General features: G+C 61.9%; 16 protein-coding genes. 6 read left to right on the forward strand and 10 right to left on the reverse strand.

The window, feature by feature from the left end; genetic code table 11:
* The first annotated feature begins 280 nt into the window (after nucleotides 1-280).
* Nucleotides 281-1,198: a lipid kinase YegS gene (gene yegS / locus QMK47_RS09705; RefSeq protein WP_253472725.1), complete on the forward strand. Its 918-nt coding sequence runs from the start codon at nucleotides 281-283 to the stop codon at nucleotides 1,196-1,198.
* Here the strand turns inward: yegS and QMK47_RS09710 are convergent.
* From QMK47_RS09710 to QMK47_RS09720, 3 genes are all read right to left on the reverse strand, one after another.
* The gene (locus tag QMK47_RS09710) at nucleotides 1,182-1,841 is read right to left on the reverse strand and encodes a response regulator transcription factor (RefSeq protein WP_214510838.1); all 660 of its coding nucleotides are present in this window, start codon (nucleotides 1,839-1,841) and stop codon (nucleotides 1,182-1,184) included. The two genes, yegS and QMK47_RS09710, sit on opposite strands and share 17 nt — an antisense overlap.
* Nucleotides 1,838-2,731 (reverse strand): sensor histidine kinase, encoded by an 894-nt coding sequence (locus QMK47_RS09715; protein ID WP_214510877.1) that lies wholly within the window; start codon nucleotides 2,729-2,731, stop codon nucleotides 1,838-1,840. The genes QMK47_RS09710 and QMK47_RS09715 overlap by 4 nt, the downstream gene beginning before the upstream one ends.
* A gap of 233 nt (nucleotides 2,732-2,964) precedes the next feature.
* Nucleotides 2,965-3,435 carry a hypothetical protein gene (locus QMK47_RS09720; protein WP_253472727.1) on the reverse strand — a complete coding sequence of 157 codons (471 nt, stop codon included), beginning with the start codon at nucleotides 3,433-3,435 and terminating at the stop codon, nucleotides 2,965-2,967.
* A 482-nt stretch (nucleotides 3,436-3,917) separates the two neighbouring features.
* On the opposite strand from QMK47_RS09720, the gene QMK47_RS09725 reads away from it, so the two are divergent.
* Both QMK47_RS09725 and QMK47_RS09730 read left to right on the forward strand, forming a co-directional pair.
* On the forward strand, nucleotides 3,918-4,841 hold the full coding sequence (locus QMK47_RS09725) for a chemotaxis protein CheV (protein WP_003183670.1): 924 nt from the start codon (nucleotides 3,918-3,920) through the stop codon (nucleotides 4,839-4,841).
* 71 nt (nucleotides 4,842-4,912) lie between these two features.
* Nucleotides 4,913-5,722, forward strand: a complete 810-nt coding sequence (locus QMK47_RS09730; RefSeq protein WP_253472729.1) for an MOSC domain-containing protein — start codon at nucleotides 4,913-4,915, stop codon at nucleotides 5,720-5,722.
* A gap of 236 nt (nucleotides 5,723-5,958) precedes the next feature.
* Here QMK47_RS09730 and QMK47_RS09735 read toward each other — a convergent pair whose 3' ends face one another.
* From QMK47_RS09735 to QMK47_RS09760, 6 genes are all read right to left on the reverse strand, one after another.
* Nucleotides 5,959-6,243, reverse strand: a complete 285-nt coding sequence (locus QMK47_RS09735; protein WP_014337306.1) for a pyrimidine/purine nucleoside phosphorylase — start codon at nucleotides 6,241-6,243, stop codon at nucleotides 5,959-5,961.
* 93 nt (nucleotides 6,244-6,336) lie between these two features.
* The gene (locus QMK47_RS09740) at nucleotides 6,337-6,879 is read right to left on the reverse strand and encodes an exonuclease domain-containing protein (protein WP_253472731.1); all 543 of its coding nucleotides are present in this window, start codon (nucleotides 6,877-6,879) and stop codon (nucleotides 6,337-6,339) included.
* Between the two features lie 62 nt (nucleotides 6,880-6,941).
* The gene (locus QMK47_RS09745) at nucleotides 6,942-8,912 is read right to left on the reverse strand and encodes an acetyl/propionyl/methylcrotonyl-CoA carboxylase subunit alpha (RefSeq protein ID WP_320390090.1); all 1,971 of its coding nucleotides are present in this window, start codon (nucleotides 8,910-8,912) and stop codon (nucleotides 6,942-6,944) included.
* A gap of 133 nt (nucleotides 8,913-9,045) precedes the next feature.
* On the reverse strand, nucleotides 9,046-10,203 hold the full coding sequence (gene atuD, locus QMK47_RS09750; protein ID WP_320390091.1) for a citronellyl-CoA dehydrogenase: 1,158 nt from the start codon (nucleotides 10,201-10,203) through the stop codon (nucleotides 9,046-9,048).
* A gap of 33 nt (nucleotides 10,204-10,236) precedes the next feature.
* Complete coding sequence (atuC, locus tag QMK47_RS09755; RefSeq protein ID WP_320390092.1) at nucleotides 10,237-11,853, reverse strand: geranyl-CoA carboxylase subunit beta; 1,617 nt, start codon at nucleotides 11,851-11,853, stop codon at nucleotides 10,237-10,239.
* A 143-nt stretch (nucleotides 11,854-11,996) separates the two neighbouring features.
* Complete coding sequence (locus tag QMK47_RS09760; protein ID WP_320390093.1) at nucleotides 11,997-13,820, reverse strand: acyclic terpene utilization AtuA family protein; 1,824 nt, start codon at nucleotides 13,818-13,820, stop codon at nucleotides 11,997-11,999.
* Nucleotides 13,821-14,000: 180 nt separating this feature from the next.
* Between QMK47_RS09760 and QMK47_RS09765 the strand changes: the two genes are divergently transcribed.
* The 3 genes from QMK47_RS09765 to QMK47_RS09775 all read left to right on the forward strand — a co-directional run bounded on the left by QMK47_RS09765 (nucleotide 14,001) and on the right by QMK47_RS09775 (nucleotide 16,606).
* Nucleotides 14,001-14,627 (forward strand): TetR/AcrR family transcriptional regulator, encoded by a 627-nt coding sequence (locus QMK47_RS09765; protein ID WP_253472742.1) that lies wholly within the window; start codon nucleotides 14,001-14,003, stop codon nucleotides 14,625-14,627.
* Nucleotides 14,628-14,744: 117 nt separating this feature from the next.
* Nucleotides 14,745-15,521 (forward strand): substrate-binding periplasmic protein, encoded by a 777-nt coding sequence (locus QMK47_RS09770; RefSeq protein ID WP_320390516.1) that lies wholly within the window; start codon nucleotides 14,745-14,747, stop codon nucleotides 15,519-15,521.
* A gap of 71 nt (nucleotides 15,522-15,592) precedes the next feature.
* Nucleotides 15,593-16,606, forward strand: a complete 1,014-nt coding sequence (locus QMK47_RS09775) for a GNAT family N-acetyltransferase (RefSeq protein ID WP_214510848.1) — start codon at nucleotides 15,593-15,595, stop codon at nucleotides 16,604-16,606.
* 119 nt (nucleotides 16,607-16,725) lie between these two features.
* Here the strand turns inward: QMK47_RS09775 and QMK47_RS09780 are convergent, their stop codons facing one another.
* Entirely contained in the window at nucleotides 16,726-17,274 is a 549-nt protein-coding gene (locus QMK47_RS09780) for an RNA polymerase factor sigma-70 (protein WP_024619408.1), read from the reverse strand.
* Between the last annotated feature and the right edge of the window lie 190 nt (nucleotides 17,275-17,464).

A 17,464-nucleotide genomic window follows, 5' to 3' on the forward strand; every position in this document is an offset into this window, starting at 1 on the left:
CATCCATGGGTAAGTGCTTCCTTGTGTGAAGAGGGTTTTAGCGTTCCAGCAAAACAGAAGGCCAAGGTGTCTCAATACCGCTAGAGGGTCAATTGAGCTGATTCGCCAGATCTTGTAAGAAAACTCTTCGAATCAAGACGTCCCGGTCGAACGAGCTGCCCTGCGGGTTTTCTCCCGGGGGGGCAAGCCTTCCTGCTTTTTTAATAAATTGAGATATTTCGGGCTTTTTCGCTCGAATGAGCGGTCCCATTTCCTGAACCTTCCAATGACGGAGACAACGATGAGCAAAGGCAAGGCGCTGTTGATTTTGCATGGCAAGCAAGCGCTCAACGAAGAGGTTCGCACGGCAGTGATGCTCAAGCGCGAGCAGGGCTGGGACCTGGCGGTACGGTTGACCTGGGAGGCGGGTGATGCCCAACGATGCGTCGATGAGGCGCTGGAGGCCGGTTATACGCGGCTGATCGCCGGCGGCGGTGATGGGACCTTGCGTGATATCGCCGAAGCGATCGTCCTCCATTCGAGTGATGCCAGCCTGGTACTGCTGCCGCTGGGCACTGCCAACGATTTCGCCCGGGCGGCTGGCGTTCCGTTGGAGCCTGCGCAGGCCCTGGATTTGCTCGACGTTGCGCCGCAGGCCGTGGATGTGGGTGAAGTCTGCGGCAGGATTTTCCTGAACATGGCCACCGGCGGTTTTGGCAGCCAGGTGACGGCGAACACTTCCGAGGACCTCAAGAAAGTCCTGGGGGGCGCGGCCTACCTGTTCACCGGCCTGTCACGATTCAGTGAGCTGAGTGCCGCCTATGGTGAGTTGCAGGGCCCCGATTTCCACTGGCAGGGCGATTTGCTCGCGCTGGGTATCGGCAATGGCAGTCAGGCGGGGGGTGGCCACGTGCTGTGCCCGCAGGCGTTGGCCAATGATGGGTTGCTGGACATCAGCATCTTGCCGGCGCCTCAGGAGGTGGTCAGTACATTGAAGGACTTGCTGGCGGGTGGCCTGGGCATCGACAACATGTTTGTCCGCGCGCGCTTGCCATGGGTGGAGATCAAGGTCGCGCAAGGCCTGGATATCAATCTCGATGGCGAGCCGTTGCAGGTAGACGCCCTGCGTTTCACTGTCCGCCCAAAAGCACTGCGCGTGCACCTGCCGTCCGATTCGCCGCTGTTGGGCGGCGCGACGGCGCTCAATCGTCCAGGCTGATGATCTGTTCGCGCACCGCGAACAGCACAAGGCCGGCCACGTCATGGATCTGCAGGCGCTTCATGATTTGCGCCCGGTGGGTTTCCACGGTCTTGATGCTCAGGTTCAGGCCGTTGGCTATTTCCCGGGTGGACTTGCCGCGCACGATCAGCCGCAGTATTTCCAGCTGGCGTGCCGTCAGGTTATGAGTCCGGGCGGGGTCCGACTGATGCTTCTGGACGCGAGTCAGCGCCTGGTTGATCACGGTATGGGCGATGGCCGGGCTCAGGTAGCGTTCGTTGTTGCGCAGCGCCTCCAAGGCGTGTTTCAGCTCATTGGCGGTGGTGTCCTTGAGCAGGTAGCCATGGGCTCCTGATTCCAGCGCCTGCATGATCAGCGCCGGATCCGTATGCATGGACAGGATCAGCACCTTGCTGTGGGGGCGCACCCGCTTGAGCTGTTGCAAGGCGTCCAGGCCGCAGGTGTCCTTCATGGAAATGTCCAGCAGCACGATATCGGGGTTCAACCGTTCGACCAGTTCGACCAATTGCGTGCCATCGCTGGCCTCACCAATGACGGCATAGCCCGGGATATCCATGACCAGCGCGCGTACGCCGGCCCTGATCAGGGAGTGGTCATCTACCAGGAGCAAATTACAAATCAAAGGAGAACCTTATTCTTACTGGCTCGTTCCAGGGCTCGCGGCGCCCAGGGAAAGCGTGCTTCGATGTGCGTGCCCTTGCCGGCCTCGCTGATGACCTTGAGGGTGCCGCCCAACTGTTCGACTCGCTCCGACATGCCGGCCATGCCCCGTTGGCCTTCGCGAGCGGGGTGGGTGGCGGGGACAAACCCCTGGCCATCGTCGCTGATCAGCAGGGTCAGGCCGTCAGGCAGGCGTTGCAAGCGTACCAGCAGATTCGTCGCCCGGGCATGACGCAAGATGTTGGTGACCGCTTCCTGGGTGATCCGGAACACCGCGACCGACATTTCCTCCGGGATGCCTGCCATGCGCTGTTGGCAATCGAGGCTCCACTTCACCGGGGCATTGGCCAGGGTCTTGAGCAGGTGCGCCCGCAGGCTGGCCTCCAGTCCGAGGCTGGTCAGTTGCCGGGGGTTGAGGATCGCCGATACGTCGCGGACCTTGTTGAGGGTTTCGTCCAGGGTCTCGCAGAGTAGCGCGCATTGGCCTTGCAATTCTTCCGGCATCCGCCGCTTGAGCCATTCGCCTTGCAGTTTCGCTGCGGTCAGCAACTGGCCAATGTCGTCGTGCAATTCGCGGCTGAGGCGATGGCGCTCGTTTTCCTGGACCTCAAGCAACCGGTCGGCCAGTTCCTGAGGCTGGAACTTGATGGATTTGCGTGACAACCGATGGTGGATCCAGACACAAGTCATGGCTGCGACATTCAGTACCAGCAGGCTCAACGGCACCGTGTAGGCGTACAGGTAGGCCAGCAGGCAGCCGAGGGTCGAGCAGATACACAATAATAATGTGAAGCGACGGGCGTTTTCTCGGGAGGGAGGCCAGGTGATGAATGACTTGAGGCTGGCGTACATAGCGGATGGAGCCAATGAATGTTCGCTGCGGGCTGGCCGGTCAGCGCATCTGACAGGCCCGGTCGGGTAAACGTTTTCAGGTCGAGGGCAGCTTCGGTCGGCGGCTTTACGGCGCTGTCTTGAAGTGGCTGACGCGCGAGATAGTACCACTTCACCTATCGTTGGTCGCGCTCGGCATGGCGCGGTGAAAGCGCTACGTACCTGGCACGCAGCACTGAGCCGGCATCATCGTCTCAGGCTTGTTTCTGGGGGTAGGATACCAACGCCAGCGGACTTGACGCTGCCGATGCCTGGCCGGGGCTCTGGCCTACCTGGAAAGCGAATGCCTCGATCAACGAAATCTGTTCACTGCTGTCCAGGCCCAACTGGCCGGTGGTGTGATCGACCAGTTCCAATTGCCAGGCCATCAGGGTTAAACAATCCTTCAGGGCGTCCAAGGCTCGGTCATGCAACTCCATGTGGTTTTGCGCGTGACTGAGCAAGCCATGGATATGCAGTGAAAACTCCGAAACGGCTTCCAGCGCCAGGGCATTGGCCTTGTTCGACAGTTTCAGCAAGGTGCTGAGCATGCAATCGATGGCGTCCTTGTCGTTGTTGATCAATTGCAGATGGCTCAGGCATTCCTCCGACTTGGCCAACAGCGTCTCGGCCTCGATCAGAAGCTCGGGAAGACGCTGAGTCCAGTTCCTACGATCGTTCGGCATGCTTATCTCCACAACATCATGTCAGGCGAAAGAAAACCGCTTATGGCGAACGGCTGGATCTCAAGGTCGGCCGCGGTCGGACGCACGGCGACACATCCCTGCCGTTCAGCGAAAGCGAATTCGCAAACAATTGCACGGGTGGGATCGGCCGAAAGACTGGAGGTCCGATGACCTTTGGTCGCGCACAAAAGCCTGACTCCGTTCAGCAATGAGAATGGCGTCACATTAATGGCTATTGGATAACGGGAATATCAGGTTGGACCTGATTGTGCCTAGGGGAATCCCTTAGGCAGGGGAACTTTGCACGCAAACCTGGGTCGCGCGGCAGAGAAAAGGTGCAGATGAAATCATGAAGTCAGTAAAACATGATGTTAATGTGACATCAATACCCCGTGATTGTATTTTATCCGGGGGTCAAGATTCGGTTCGCGCAGCCGATATCTCATTCATTGGATTCATCCGAACAAGCCCAGGAGTCATCGATGGCCGGCATTCTCGACACAGTAGATCAACGAACCCAACTGGTGGGTGAGAATCGCCTGGAAATTCTCATGTTCCGCCTGGCGGGTCGACAGTTGTTCGCCATTAACGTGTTCAAGGTCCAGGAAGTGCTGCAGCTGCCGAAGCTGACCCTGATGCCGCAGCGCCACCCGTTCGTGTGCGGCGTGGTCAATCTGCGGGGCCAGACGTTGCCGGTGATCGACCTGTCCCAGGCCATTGGCATGCGTCCGCTGGTGCCGGGCCCCAACAGCACCATCATCGTGACTGAGTACAACCGCTCGGTTCAGGCATTTTTGGTGGGCGGTGTCGACCGCATCGTCAACATGAACTGGGAAGCCATCCTGCCACCGCCGACAAGCGCTGGCCGTGAGCACTACCTGACGGCCATCAGCAAGGTGGACGATCAGTTGGTGGAAATCATCGACGTGGAAAAAGTCCTGGCCGAAATCGTGCCGTACAACGCCAAGGTCTCCCGGGACAAGCTCGAAGACCCGGTGCTGGAGCGCGCCCGTGGTCGCGAAGTGTTGCTGGTGGACGACTCCAACGTCGCGCTCTCGCAACTGCGCGATACCCTGGGGCAACTGGGCGTGAAAATGCACATCGCCAGCGACGGCCTCAAGGCCCTGAACATGCTCAAGGCTTGGGCCGATACCGGCGAGGTGATGACCGATAAATTGCTGATGATCTTCACCGACGCGGAAATGCCGGAAATGGACGGCTACCGGCTGACCACTGAAATCCGCAACGACCCGCGCTTGCGTGGGCTCTATGTCGTACTGCACACCTCGTTGTCCGGCAGCTTCAACGATTCGATGGTCAAGAAGGTCGGTTGCGACAACTTCCTCTCCAAATTCCAGCCGGACAAGCTGGTCGATGTGGTGCGCCAGCGGCTGATGCTCGACTGAAACCGATGGTGGTTTGCTTCAATGGCCGGCTCGTATAAGGTGGCATTTTTTCGCCACCAGGGAAGTTGACCATGTTGCGGCTGAGCGCGCTGTATCGGTATCCGTTGAAGTCCGGCAAGGGTCAGCCCTTGCAAGGGATCGGCCTGGACAAGCTCGGGCTGGACGGTGACCGGCGCTGGATGCTGGTGGATGAGGGCACGGGGCGTTTCCTGACCCAGCGAGCCGTGGCGAAGATGAGCCAGCTCTCAGCCTTGTGGAACGAAGCGGGTGGCCTGACGCTCAGCGCGCCGGGCCATGGCGCCATCGACGTGCCGCTGCCGCCCGTGGTGGAAGAACAGCGGCGCGGGGTGACCATCTGGCGTGACACCTTGCGTGTGCCGGATGCCGGTGACGAGGCCGCGGCCTGGGTCAGCGAATTCATCGGCAATCCAACCCGCCTGGTGCATGTGCCGGTGGATCTGGCGCGTACCACCGCCGCCGGTTATGGCAAGGATGACGACAAGGTTGCCTTTGCCGATGGGTTCCCCCTGCTGCTGATTGGCCAGGCGTCCTTGCAGGATCTGTCGAACCGAGTCGGTCGTTCGCTGGAAATGTTGCGCTTTCGCCCCAACCTGGTGGTCGAGGGCAGCGAGGCGTTTGCCGAGGACGGCTGGAAGCGCATTCGTATCGGCGAGGTTGAGTTCCGGCTGGTCAAGCCATGCTCACGTTGCATCATGACCACGGTCGATCCGCAAACCGGCGAACGCGATCCGAATCGCGAACCCTTTGCCACGTTGCAGCATTACCGTTCGACACCGGACGGTGCGATGTTCGGCCAGAACCTGGTCAACGACAGCAACGGTCGGCTTGAAGTCGGCATGCCGGTTGAAGTGCTCGAATAAAAAAATCCGTAAACAAAAATGCCCGTGTCATTGGACACGGGCATTTTTGTTTATCACGCAAGCATTTTTTGTAGGCTTTTGTGGCGAGGGAGCTTGCTCCCGTTGGGTTGCGAAGCAGCCCCTGCATTCCAGTCATCACATCGTAGGGGACGCTGGCGCGTCCAGCGGGAGCAAGCTCCCTCGCCACAGGGTTAACCATGCCCCCAAAAGGGGAGCAGCTCTGGTGGTTCGCCGAATCAGCCGCGGTACTCACACAGGTAAGCGGTATCGACGGCCACTTTGAGCTGGAATTTGCTGTTGGCCGGAACATTGAACTGGCTGCCGGCCTCGAAGGTTTCCCAGTCGGTGCTGTCAGGCAGCTTCACGGTCAGGGCGCCGGAGACCACGTGCATGATTTCCCGTTGGGCCGTGCCGAACTCATATTCGCCCGGTGCCATGACGCCGATGGTCGCAGGGCCTTCGGCAGTGCCAAAAGCGATCGACTTGACGGTGCCGTCGAAGTACTCGTTGACTTTAAACATGGGCGATTCCTCGAAAAAGGGGCTGAAAAAGGCCGGCCAGTATGCACAAGGCCGCAACATTCGTCATCTGCCACACTGGGAGGTGGCTGCCGCTCAACGCGCAAGCACCAGGGGCAACAACCGCGCGGTATTGCGTGCGTCTTCCAGCGCACGGTGCTGTTGACCGCAGAATTGCAGGCCAGCCAGTTGCAGCGCGCCATTGAGCCCCAGCGGTCGCTCCAGTCGCCGGGCCTTGGCGAAGCGTTGCTTGAGGTTCATGTGCGGCACCTGGCCGAGGACACTGTGCAACTGCTGGTGCTGCCATTCCTGAAGCAGTTGCTTGCGGTCGTAATCGCCCCAACTGACCCAGCTTTCCAGCTTCGACTGATACGGCGCCAGCCAGCGCTCGAACGCCGGCCAGACCTCGGTCAAGGGCGCGGCATTGTCGATATTGGCCTGGGTGATGTGGGTCAGTTCGCGGCAGAAGGGCGTGAGCAGCGGCCGCCTCAGGGGCCGCACGAAGCGCTGGAAATGATCCACTTCGCGGCCGTCACGATTCACCAGCGTGGCGCCGATTTCGATAATTTCCATTTCGGTTACCGGCCAGCCACCTTCATCGGTGGTGGCCTCCAGATCAATCACCAGCCAGTGAGGCATTGCAGGGTTCCCGGTATCGGCGTGCTGATGGGTTTGAGCGTAGTCAAACCCTCGGCATCCGACTAGTGGGCTGTTTCAACGCGCAACAAAACCTGGCGATTTTTCACCTGGTCACCCCGCGTGACCTGCAATTGCCTGACCACCCCGTCGATGCCTGCCTTGAGTGGATGCTCCATTTTCATCGCTTCGAGCACCATCAGCAGTTGGCCTTGGCGCACCGTGCTGCCTTCGCTGACCAGCACCTCGACAATGGCACCGTCCATGGGCGCCTTGAGCATGCCGTCGTTGGCACTGGCCTTGGCGGCGATGGCGGCCAGGGTTCGGTCCTGCAGATGCAGGCCGCCGGGTCGGGTGGACAGCCAGAGATCGTTGCCATCGAGGCGCCACGCATGCCGCCGGCGAATCCCATCGATCACCAGTGTTGCGCCATGGGGGTCAGCGTCGAGCAGCCTCAGTTCGATCAAGCACCCGGCACTGCGGATGTTGAATGTGCCGTCGGTTTCGGCCACCAGGCTCAGCGTCCAGTCGTGCTCGCCGACGCCGATCCGGTAGTGCAGCGCCGCGCCGATGCTGTTGCGCCATCCGCGCAGGCCCGGAGCATGCCGTGCTTGCGAGGCCTGATAAAACGCCGCCGTGGCGATGGCGAGTTGTTCGGCTGAGGGCTCAAGGGGCCGGAGCGCCGCATGATCGGCAAAGTGTTGCCCGATGAATCCGTTACCGAAGTCACCGTCGATGAACCGCGGGTGTGCCAGCAACCCGGCGAGCAATCGCTGGTTGCTCTGGACGCCAAGCAGCACGCAATCTTCCACCGCTCGCAACAATTTGCGTCGGGCCTCCTCGCGAGTGGCGCCGTGGACGATGAGCTTGCCCAGCATCGAATCGTAGAACGGGGTGATGGCTTGGCCCTCCAGCAGGCCATGGTCGATTCGCACGCCGTCCAGTATGGGCGGCTCCCAACCGATCAACCGCCCGGTCTGGGGCAGGAAATCCGCCGCCGGGTCCTCGGCGTACAGCCGCACTTGCATGGCGTGGCCGGTGAGCGTCACCTGCTCCTGGCGCAGGGGCAGCGGCCTGCCGGCGGCGACGTCCAATTGCCAGGCCACCAGATCCAGGCCGGTGATCAACTCGGTGACCGGGTGTTCGACCTGCAGGCGCGTATTCATCTCCAGGAAGTAAAACCGACCGTCCGCAGCGAGCAGGAACTCCACGGTCCCGGCCCCGACATAATTCACAGCGCGTCCGGCCTTGAGTGCTGCGTCGCCCATGGCCTGGCGCAGGTCGGCGGTCATGACCGGGCAGGGCGCTTCCTCGATGACTTTCTGGTGGCGCCGCTGGATCGAACAGTCCCGTTCGCCCAGGTGGATCAGCTGACCATGGTGGTCGCCGAAAACCTGCACTTCCACATGCCGCGGATCGATCAAGGCCTGTTCGAGGATCAACTCGTCGCTGCCAAAACCGTGCAGGGCCTCCGAGCGCGCGCTGCGCAACTGCTCCAGCAGGTCCTCGGCCCGCTGGACCAGGCGCATGCCTCTGCCTCCGCCACCGGCGCTGGCCTTGATCATCAACGGGTAGCCGATACGCCCGGCTTCGCGCTGCAGCGTGTCGTCGTCCTGGGCGGCGCCCTGGTAACCGGCGATGCAGGGAACGCCGGCTTCAATCATGGCGATTTTTGCCCGGCGCTTGCTGCCCATCAGGTCGATGGCCTCGGGGCTGGGGCCGATGAATACGATGCCGACCGCTTCGCAGGCCTTGGCGAACCCGGCATTTTCCGAAAGAAAGCCGTAGCCGGGATGGATCGCATCGGCCCCGCAGCGCCGGGCTGCATCGAGCATGGCCGAGGGGTTGAGGTAGGACTGCTGCACCGCGGCTGGGCCGATCAACACCGCTTCATCGGCCATGCGCACGTGCAGCGCCTCGGCGTCGGCCTCGCTGAACACCGCCACCGTGCGATAGCCCAGGGCCTGGGCGGTGCGCTGGATCCGGCAGGCGATTTCGCCGCGGTTGGCGATGAGGATTTTGCTGAAGGCGGGCATGGGGGTCATTCCTGGGTTTTTGTGGTGTCTGTTCTGGTCTCATCGCGAGCGAGCTCGCTCCCACACGGGGCTGTGTTCACCTTCCTTTGTGGGAGCGAGCTTGCTCGCGATAGCGGCCTGGCAGGCGAGGCGCTCAGTTTTTCTTCCCCGGCAAAATCCCCATGAGCTTGCAGATGATGCCCAGCATGATCTCGTCCGCACCGGCACCGATGGACACCAGCCGCACGTCGCGATAGGCCCGGGCGACCGGGTTGTCCCACATGAAGCCCATGCCGCCCCAGTATTGCAGGCAACTGTCGGTGGTTTCCCGGGCCAGGCGTCCGGCCTTGAGCTTGGCCATCGACGCCAGCCGCGTGACGTCCTGGCCATTGATGTACTGCTCGGTGGCCTGGTAGACCAGCGCCCGCAGGCATTCGATCTCGCTGGCCAGCTCCGCCAGGCGAAAGTGGATCACCTGGTTGTCGATCAGGGCCGCGCCGAAGGTCCTGCGTTCCTTGCAGTACTCGATGGTGCTGTCGATGCAATGCTCCAGGCCCTTGAGCATGTTGGCCGCGCCGAACAGGCGTTCTTCCTGGAACTGCAGCATCTGCATCATGAACCCGGCGCCTTCCTGGCCGATGCGATTGCGTTGTGGCACTCGCACGTCGTCGAAAAACACCTGGGCGGTTTCCGAGCTGCGCATGCCGAGTTTGTCCAGGTGCTGGCCGAGGCTGATGCCGGGGCTGTGCATCGGCACCATGATCAGCGATTTGTTGACGTGGGGCTTGTCATCCGAGGTGTTGGCCAGCAGGCAGATGAAATCGGCGCTGGGTGCATTGGTGATCCACATCTTGCTGCCGTTGATGACGTAGTCGTCGCCGTCCTTGCGCGCCGTGGTCTTGAGCCCGGCGACGTCGGAGCCGGCGCCAACCTCCGAGACGCCGATGCAGCCCACCTGTTCGCCGCGAATGGCCGGGCGCAGGAACGCTTCACGCAACTCATCGGAGCCGAAACGGGCCAGGGCCGGGGTGCACATATCGGTCTGGACACCGATGGACATGGGCACGCCGCCGCAATGAATGGTGCCGAATTCCTCGGCCGCGACGATCGAATAGCTGTAGTCCAGGCCCATGCCGCCGAAGGCAGCTGGTTTGGAAATGCCCAGCAGGCCCAGCTCGCCGGCCTTGCGGAAAACCTCGTGGATGGGAAAACGCCCGGCTTTCTCCCATTCGTCGACGTAAGGGTTGATGTCATGCTCGACAAACTGGCGAACGGTGCGCCGCAGTGCTTCGTGTTCCTGGGTGAAGATCATTTTTGGTGTTCTCCTGTGAGCCGTGGAGCGTCCTCAGAAACGGGCCACGCCGAAGCTGTTGGCTTGCAGTGGCCGCTGCTCGGCCTGGTGACAGATGTCCAGCAGCAAGCCCAGCAAAGAGCGCGTGTCGCGCGGGTCGATGAGCCCGTCGTCCCACAGGCTGGCGCTGCCGTAGAGGGCGGTGGACTGGCTGTCGAGCTGCTGCGCGGTGGTTTGCTCGAGCAGGTCCAGCATCTTCGGGTCGGGGGTCAGGCCGTTCTTGATCTGCGTGGCCTCGGTGACCATGCGCAGGACCTTGCCGGCCTGGGCACCGCCCATCACCGCCGTATGGCTGTTGGGCCAGGCGAAGATGAAGCGTGGGTCCAGCCCACGGCCGCACATGGCGTAATTGCCGGCGCCGTAGGAACCGCCCACCACGACGGTCAGCTTGGGCACTCGGGCATTGGCCACGGCCTGGATCATCTTGGCGCCATGCTTGATCACCCCCTGTCGCTCCGACTCGGTGCCGACCATGAACCCGGTGGTGTTGTGCAAAAACAGCAACGGCGTGCGGCTCTGGTCGCACAACTGGATGAACTGCGCGGCCTTGCTGGCACCTTGCGGCGTGATCGGTCCGTTGTTGCCGATCAGGCCGCAGGCGTGGCCGCGAATGTGCAAGTGACCGCAAATCGTCTGGGCGTCGAACTCGCTTTTGAAGGCCAGGAAATTCGAGCCGTCGGCGATGCGGGCGATGATTTCCTGCACGTCATAGGGCTTCTTCGGGTCGTCGGGGACCAGTCCCAATAATTCGTCGGCAGGGTAGAGCGGCTCCGTCCAGCTCCGTTCGGGCTGCGGTGGCAGTTGCGCATTCCAGGGCAGCAGGCTGAGAATCTCCCGGGCCAGGCGCACGCCGTCGGCGTCGTTCTCGGCCAGGTATTCGGCGGTGCCCGCCACCTGCGCATGCATCTGCGCACCGCCCAGATCCTCCTCGCTGGCCACTTCGCCGGTCGCGGCCTTGAGCAACGGCGGCCCGGCCAGGAACAGCCGCGCCTTGTCGCGCACCACCACCACGTAATCCGACAATCCTGGCTGATAAGCCCCGCCTGCGGTGGCCGAGCCATGCACCACGGTGATCTGTGGCAGGCCCATGGCCGACATGCGTGCCTGGTTGGCGAAGCAGCGCGCGCCTTCGACGAAAATCTGCGCGGCGTAATTGAGATTGGCGCCACCACTTTCGGCGAGGGTGATGATCGGCAGTTTGTTTTCCATGGCGATCTGTTGCAGGCGCAGGGTCTTGTACAAGCCGCTGGGGGAAATCGTGCCGCCCTTGATTGCGCTGTTGTTGGCCACCACCAGCACCCGCACCCCGGACACGTAGCCGATCCCGGCGATCAGGCCGCCGCCGGCCTGGCTACCGTCCTTGTCGTCATGGAGTTTGTAGCCGGCCAGGCTCGCCAGTTCGAGGAACGGCGCGCCAGGATCGAGCAGCAGGTTCAGGCGCTGGCGCGGCAACAGTTGGCCGCGTTGGTCGAACTTGCCCTGGGCCTGGGCGGCTTTCTCCAGCACGGCCTGTTCGAGCTGGCGCAACTGTTCGACACCGGCCAGCATCGCCGCGTGGTTGCGCGTGAAGTCAGCGCTGTGGGGATCAAGGTGCGATTCGAAGATTGGCATGAGGATTCCTCTTGCTCGAACGGATTAGCGCAAAATCGCCCCCCCTGTAGGAGCTGCCGAAGGCTGCGATCTTTTGATCTTGATTTTTATCTTTCGCTCGCGACTCAATTGTCCGGGACAAGATCGCAGCCTCGTTGCACTCGTCAGCTCCTACGGGTCAGGCATGCATCAGGGCGGTGTGGGGAGGCGTTGACCCGGTCGGCAATGTGTTGCGGCACCGGAATCTGGATTTCCAGCAACTGCTGGGCGAACGCCTTGCCCTGGGGATCAATGCGCAGGCTGGCGACACCGCCGCCGCCGAGGGCGTTTTCCAGCAGGAAATTCAAACTGTGGGTGCCCGGCAGATACCAGCGTTCGACCCGGCCCAACCGCGGGTCGAGCACGTGGCTCATCCAATCGACCATCACCTCCGGCGTCAGCGCTTCGGCGATCCAGGGCAGGTATTCGGGTTCCCGGGCGATCACGCCAATATTGCTGTGGTTGCCCTTGTCGCCGGAGCGCGCCACCGCCAGTTTGACCAGCGGCACGCTGGCATCGGCCCGGCCCTGGGGTTTGGGCACATCCGGGGCGACCGGCAGATCGACGGTGCGTAGCGGTTCGAAAGTGGGCAGGGGGCAAGGGTGACGCTGGCCGTCGAGTTCGATGTCGAGCCGGCAAGTGGTTTTGTCGATCAGGAACGAGAACAGGCGAATCAACGGCGACACCGTCGGCCGACCGCCGACCAGCCCCGTCAGCCCCGGCGCCATGCCGGTGGCGGCTTGGGCGATTTCCCTGGAAAACAGCACCAGCGGCTGTTTGTCCGGGTGCCGTACCGCCAGCTTGATCACCACCTCACGGCTGTCCCGGCGCTGGCCGTAAGTAGCTTCGCTGCCCAGCAGTTCGATGTTCACTTCGCTGTAGGGCGCCCAGCCACGTTGACTGAAAATCTGTGAGGTCTTGGCGACGATTGCCTGGCTGACCCGTTCAGCCTTGGCCACCGCATCAATGCCGGCGATCAGGCAGGTGGCGGTGCAGCGCCAACCGTCCGGCCAGGTGGCGCTGACCTTGTATTGATCGGTGGGCGGCAAGCCCTTGGCGCCGTGGACGCGCACGGCGTGCTTGCCTTGCTGGATCAACCTGACCTGGCTGAAATCACAGATCACGTCTGGCAACAGATAGCCTTGCGGGTCGCCGATTTCGTAGAGCAACTGCTCGCCGACGGTCAATGGCGTGACCAATCCGCCGCTGCCTTCGGTTTTGGTAACCGTGAATTGGCCGTCGGCGCTGACCTCGACGATGGGAAAGCCGATGTGCTCATAATCCGGCACTTGCTGCCAGTCGGTGAAGTTGCCGCCCGTGCACTGGGCGCCGCACTCGATCAGGTGCCCGGCCAGTGCGGCCTGGGCCAATCGGTCGTAATCGTCCCAGGCCCAGCCGAATTCATGCACCAGGGCGGCGCTGACCACGGCGCTGTCCACCACTCGACCGGTGATCACGACATCGGCCCCCAGGCGCAACGCCTCGACAATGCCGGGCGCGCCAAGGTAGGCGTTGATCGACACGCACGCGCAGGGCAGGGGCTCGCCACTGAACATTTCACGGATGCCCTGGGCGGCGAGCCGTTCGAATTGCGGTTGCAGGTCATCGCCCAGCAGCACGGCGATCTTCAACGGCACGCCCGCCTGATCGCAGGCCGCTTGCAGGGCCTTCGCACAGGCCTGGGGGTTGACCCCGCCGGCGTTGCTGATGACGCGGATGCCGTCGTCCTGCAAACGCTGTAGCAGCGGTGTGAGGACCTCGATGAAGTCCGTGGCATAGCCGCTCGAAGAATCCTTCAGCCGCGCTCCCGCCATGATCGACATCGTCACCTCGGCCAGGTAATCGAACACCAGGTAATCCAGCGCCCCGCCCTCGACCAGTTGCGCCGCCGCAGTACAGGTATCGCCCCAGAAGGCGCTGGCGCAACCGATACGGATCGTTTTGGGCATGGCGTTCCCTCCGACAAAGGTGGCTCGAGACTACCAAGCAAGCGCTTGGTTTGTAAACGACCGCTGGTTCTTCTGGCCGAGCGCTTGCTTGGTTGCCTCGGTCAGCTTAAATTGCCCGCGCCACTGATGGTTTGATGTGCAATGCTCGCGCGTGGGTTGATCGACTGTAGGAGATAATGGGTGGACGAGCAAAAAGCCCTGAGCGTGATGCGGGAGCTGGTCGACAACGGGCAACTGACCGACCCGGACAGTGCTCGCGGCAAACTGCTCCAGACCGCCGCCCACCTGTTTCGCAACAAAGGCTTCGAGCGCACCACGGTGCGTGACCTGGCCAGTGCCGTGGGCATCCAGTCGGGTAGCATCTTTCACCATTTCAAGAGCAAGGACGAAATCCTGCGGGCGGTGATGGAAGAAACCATCTGCTACAACACCGCATTGATGCGCGCCGCCCTGGCCGAGGCCGACAGCGTGCGTGAGCGGGTATTGGCGCTGATCCGCTGCGAATTGCAGTCGATCATGGGCGGCACCGGCGAGGCCATGGCGGTGCTGGTCTATGAATGGCGTTCGCTATCGCAGGACGGACAGCGGCACGTGCTGGCCCTGCGTGATATTTATGAAGACTTGTGGCTCGAGGTCCTGGGCCAGGCCAAGGAGGCCGGGTATATTCGTGGAGACGTGTCCATTACCCGGCGGTTCCTCACGGGAGCGTTGTCCTGGACCACCACCTGGTTTCGCGCCGAAGGCAGCCTGAGTCTCGATGAGCTGGCCGAGCAAGCCCTGATCCTGGTGCTTGAAGAAAAACAATAATCGAGCAATGCCTTGAATGACCGTGTGTGGCTGGCTAAGTGGCTGAAACCGCCTAGCTTGATTGTTATTGATGGGACTTTTGGGGAGTGGGTTATCTTGACGTTTTCGCCGATGGGGATGACCTCGCGTCTGCTGCTGGCTGTTCTGGCCGTTTTCCTGGCGCTGCCGACCGAGGCAGCGCAACTGGTACGGATCGGCGCGGCGCATTTTCCGCCTTATACCGTTCGTCCCGAAAACGGCGCCGACACCGGCCTGCTGCCGCAAATGGTGGAGGCCTTGAACCAGGCGCAAACCGACTATCAGTTCGTGCTGGTGCCGACATCGATCCCGCGCCGCTTCAATGATTTCAAGCAGGGCCGGGTCGACATGGCGATCTTCGAGAACCCCGAGTGGGGCTGGCAAGATGTGCCGCACACCTCGGTGGACATGGGCCTGGAGGATGCGGAAGTCTTCGTCGCGCAGCGCGAGCCGGATCGCACGCAAAGTTATTTCACCGACCTCAGGGGCAAGCGCCTGGCCCTGTTCAGCGGCTATCACTACGCCTTCGCCGAATTCAACGCCGACCCCAAGTTCCTCGCCGGCCAATACAACGCCACGCTGACGTATTCCCACGACAGCAACCTGCTGATGGTCTTGCGTGGGCGTGCGGATATCGCCCTGGTGACCCGTTCGTACCTCAACGATTACGTGTTGCGCAATCCCGAAGTCGGCCCGCAATTGCTGGTGTCTGAACGCATCGATCAGGTTTACCACCATTACGCGTTGATCCGCCCGCAGGCGCCCATTTCCAGTGAGGCGTTTGCGCAGTTGCTGCAAATGTTGCGGGATAACGGTCAGTTGCTGAAGATTTTCCAGCCCTACCAGATTCATCTGGTGCCCACGCATTCCCATTGAATGCGCCACTAAATTTCCCTTCCTGGCTCACGTCCCTCGTTGACTACCGACGAATACGCGAGCCCCCCCCCATGTCCAACCTCAACCACCCGACGACGCTGCCCTTGCCCGGCGGCCGTCGCCTCGGCGCCGATGAAACCGAACGCCACCTGAGCCTGATGCTCGAAGGTGCGCCGCTGATCCGGCTGCGCCTTGCGCGCGGTCCCGAGTTGCACGTGCACTTGCAGGAAATCAACGACCGCCCGGTGGGCCCGGCGCTGTGGGCGGCCTGCTATTGGCTGTTTGCTCGCGACCCCGATTGCCAGCGCCTGACCTGGCACCTCGACGAGCGCCCCGGCGAAGCCTTGCTCAGCGGTTTGTTGACGGCCACTGAACGTGCCGGTGAATACATCTGCGAGCGCACGATGTTCTGGCAATTGCCGCAGCCCTGGCTGGGAGTGTCGTTCAACGGCAGCTACCCGCAACACATGACCATCACCGATGGCCAGCGCCATCCACGCCGGCCCATCAAGCCCCGTGGCGAGGTGTACCGGCGTTTCGATGCGCGGCTGGGGGCCTGGGTGTCCTTGCGCACCCTGGAAATCGAGCAGGACCTTACGCGTTTCAACCGCTGGCAGAACAGCCCGCGGGTGGCGAGTTTCTGGCAGGAGGAGGGCAGCCTGGAACAGCATCGCGAGTACCTGGGCAAGCTGCAGGCCGATCCCCGGGTCTTGACCCTGATCGGTTGTTTCGATGACCAGCCGTTCGCTTACTTCGAAGCCTATTGGGCCAAGGAGGATCGGATCGCGCCGTTCTATGACGCCGGCAACTACGATCGCGGCATCCACATGCTGGTGGGTGAAGAGCAACACCGGGGACCGCACAAGGTGGCCAGTTGGTTGTCGGCGCTGGTGCATTACCTGTTCCTGGACGATCCGCGCACCCAGCGCGTGGTCGCCGAGCCCCGGGCCGACAATGCCCGGATGATCGGGCACCTGCACAACCAGTGCTTCCATTGTGAAAAGGAATTCGATTTCCCCCACAAGCGCGCGGCGCTGATGATCCTGGGGCGTGAGCGGTTTTTTGATCGGTGTGGGTTGATGTAGGGGGGGGCAGGGCCTTAGGGCCTCATCGCGAGCAAGCTCGCTCCCACAGTTTTTGTGGTCACTGAATTCCTCTGTGGGAGCGAGCTTGCTCGCGATGAGGCCGGCAAAACCACCGCAAGTTACCGCCGGGCGAAGGTATCCCCCCGAACCCCCGACACCTTGCGGCAATGCACCAGGGCATCGCGGATCATGAAGTTCACCAGGGTCGGCGAGACGCCCAGTTCCTTGGCGATGTCCTTCTGTGGCACGCCATGCAGGCGATACATCTCGAAGGCATAGCGGGTGCGGCTGGGCAGCTCGGTCAGCGCGTCGGCGATGTGCTCCAGCGTGGAGAAGTTGATATGGGAGGTTTCTGGCGAAGCACCCTGGATCACCACGTTCAACCCTTCCTCTTCCGGCCCCGAGTATTTCTGTTCCAGCGCCTGCTTGCGGTAGTGGTCGATCGCCAGGTTGCGCACGATCTGGAACAGATAGCTGAGCTGCGCCTTGAACGAGGAGGTGATCTGCGGCGCCGATTGCAGCCGGAAAAACGCGTCCTGCACCACATCCTCCGCACGGGATCGGCAGCCGGTAATGCGTGCCGCGATCTTGACCAGGATCAATCGGTTGTCCACGAATGCCTGGAGTAACGGTGAGTCGCACCTGCTTGTGGATACTTGTTCCGTCATGGAATTCACCTTGCTGCAAAAAGTTAGCGGGACGTCCGGATGCCGCACTCGTCCTACACATCGAGCGCCAAATTAGGCTTAATGATAATGATTGTCAATTGAGAAGAAGAATTATTGATGTAATGAAGTCCAGCCTCGGTGCTGCGACCCATTGCCGCGACGCGTGGCCGTCGGATGCTTCGGTGCGCTG

Source organism: Pseudomonas sp. P9_35 (assembly GCF_034008205.1).
GTDB lineage: Bacteria > Pseudomonadota > Gammaproteobacteria > Pseudomonadales > Pseudomonadaceae > Aquipseudomonas > Aquipseudomonas kilonensis.

Bases quoted from the DNA above. Each gene is read 5' to 3' on its own strand.
- yegS (WP_253472725.1), top strand. From the start codon at position 281: ATGAGCAAAGGCAAGGCGCTGTTGATTTTGCATGGCAAGCAAGCGCTC.
- QMK47_RS09715 (WP_214510877.1), bottom strand. From the start codon at position 2,731: ATGTACGCCAGCCTCAAGTCATTCATCACCTGGCCTCCCTCCCGAGAA.
- QMK47_RS09720 (WP_253472727.1), bottom strand. From the start codon at position 3,435: ATGCCGAACGATCGTAGGAACTGGACTCAGCGTCTTCCCGAGCTTCTG.
- QMK47_RS09725 (WP_003183670.1), top strand. From the start codon at position 3,918: ATGGCCGGCATTCTCGACACAGTAGATCAACGAACCCAACTGGTGGGT.
- QMK47_RS09730 (WP_253472729.1), top strand. From the start codon at position 4,913: ATGTTGCGGCTGAGCGCGCTGTATCGGTATCCGTTGAAGTCCGGCAAG.
- QMK47_RS09735 (WP_014337306.1), bottom strand. From the start codon at position 6,243: ATGTTTAAAGTCAACGAGTACTTCGACGGCACCGTCAAGTCGATCGCT.
- QMK47_RS09740 (WP_253472731.1), bottom strand. From the start codon at position 6,879: ATGCCTCACTGGCTGGTGATTGATCTGGAGGCCACCACCGATGAAGGT.
- QMK47_RS09745 (WP_320390090.1), bottom strand. From the start codon at position 8,912: ATGCCCGCCTTCAGCAAAATCCTCATCGCCAACCGCGGCGAAATCGCC.
- atuD (WP_320390091.1), bottom strand. From the start codon at position 10,203: ATGATCTTCACCCAGGAACACGAAGCACTGCGGCGCACCGTTCGCCAG.
- atuC (WP_320390092.1), bottom strand. From the start codon at position 11,853: ATGCCAATCTTCGAATCGCACCTTGATCCCCACAGCGCTGACTTCACG.
- QMK47_RS09760 (WP_320390093.1), bottom strand. From the start codon at position 13,820: ATGCCCAAAACGATCCGTATCGGTTGCGCCAGCGCCTTCTGGGGCGAT.
- QMK47_RS09770 (WP_320390516.1), top strand. From the start codon at position 14,745: ATGACCTCGCGTCTGCTGCTGGCTGTTCTGGCCGTTTTCCTGGCGCTG.
- QMK47_RS09775 (WP_214510848.1), top strand. From the start codon at position 15,593: ATGTCCAACCTCAACCACCCGACGACGCTGCCCTTGCCCGGCGGCCGT.
- QMK47_RS09780 (WP_024619408.1), bottom strand. From the start codon at position 17,274: ATGACGGAACAAGTATCCACAAGCAGGTGCGACTCACCGTTACTCCAG.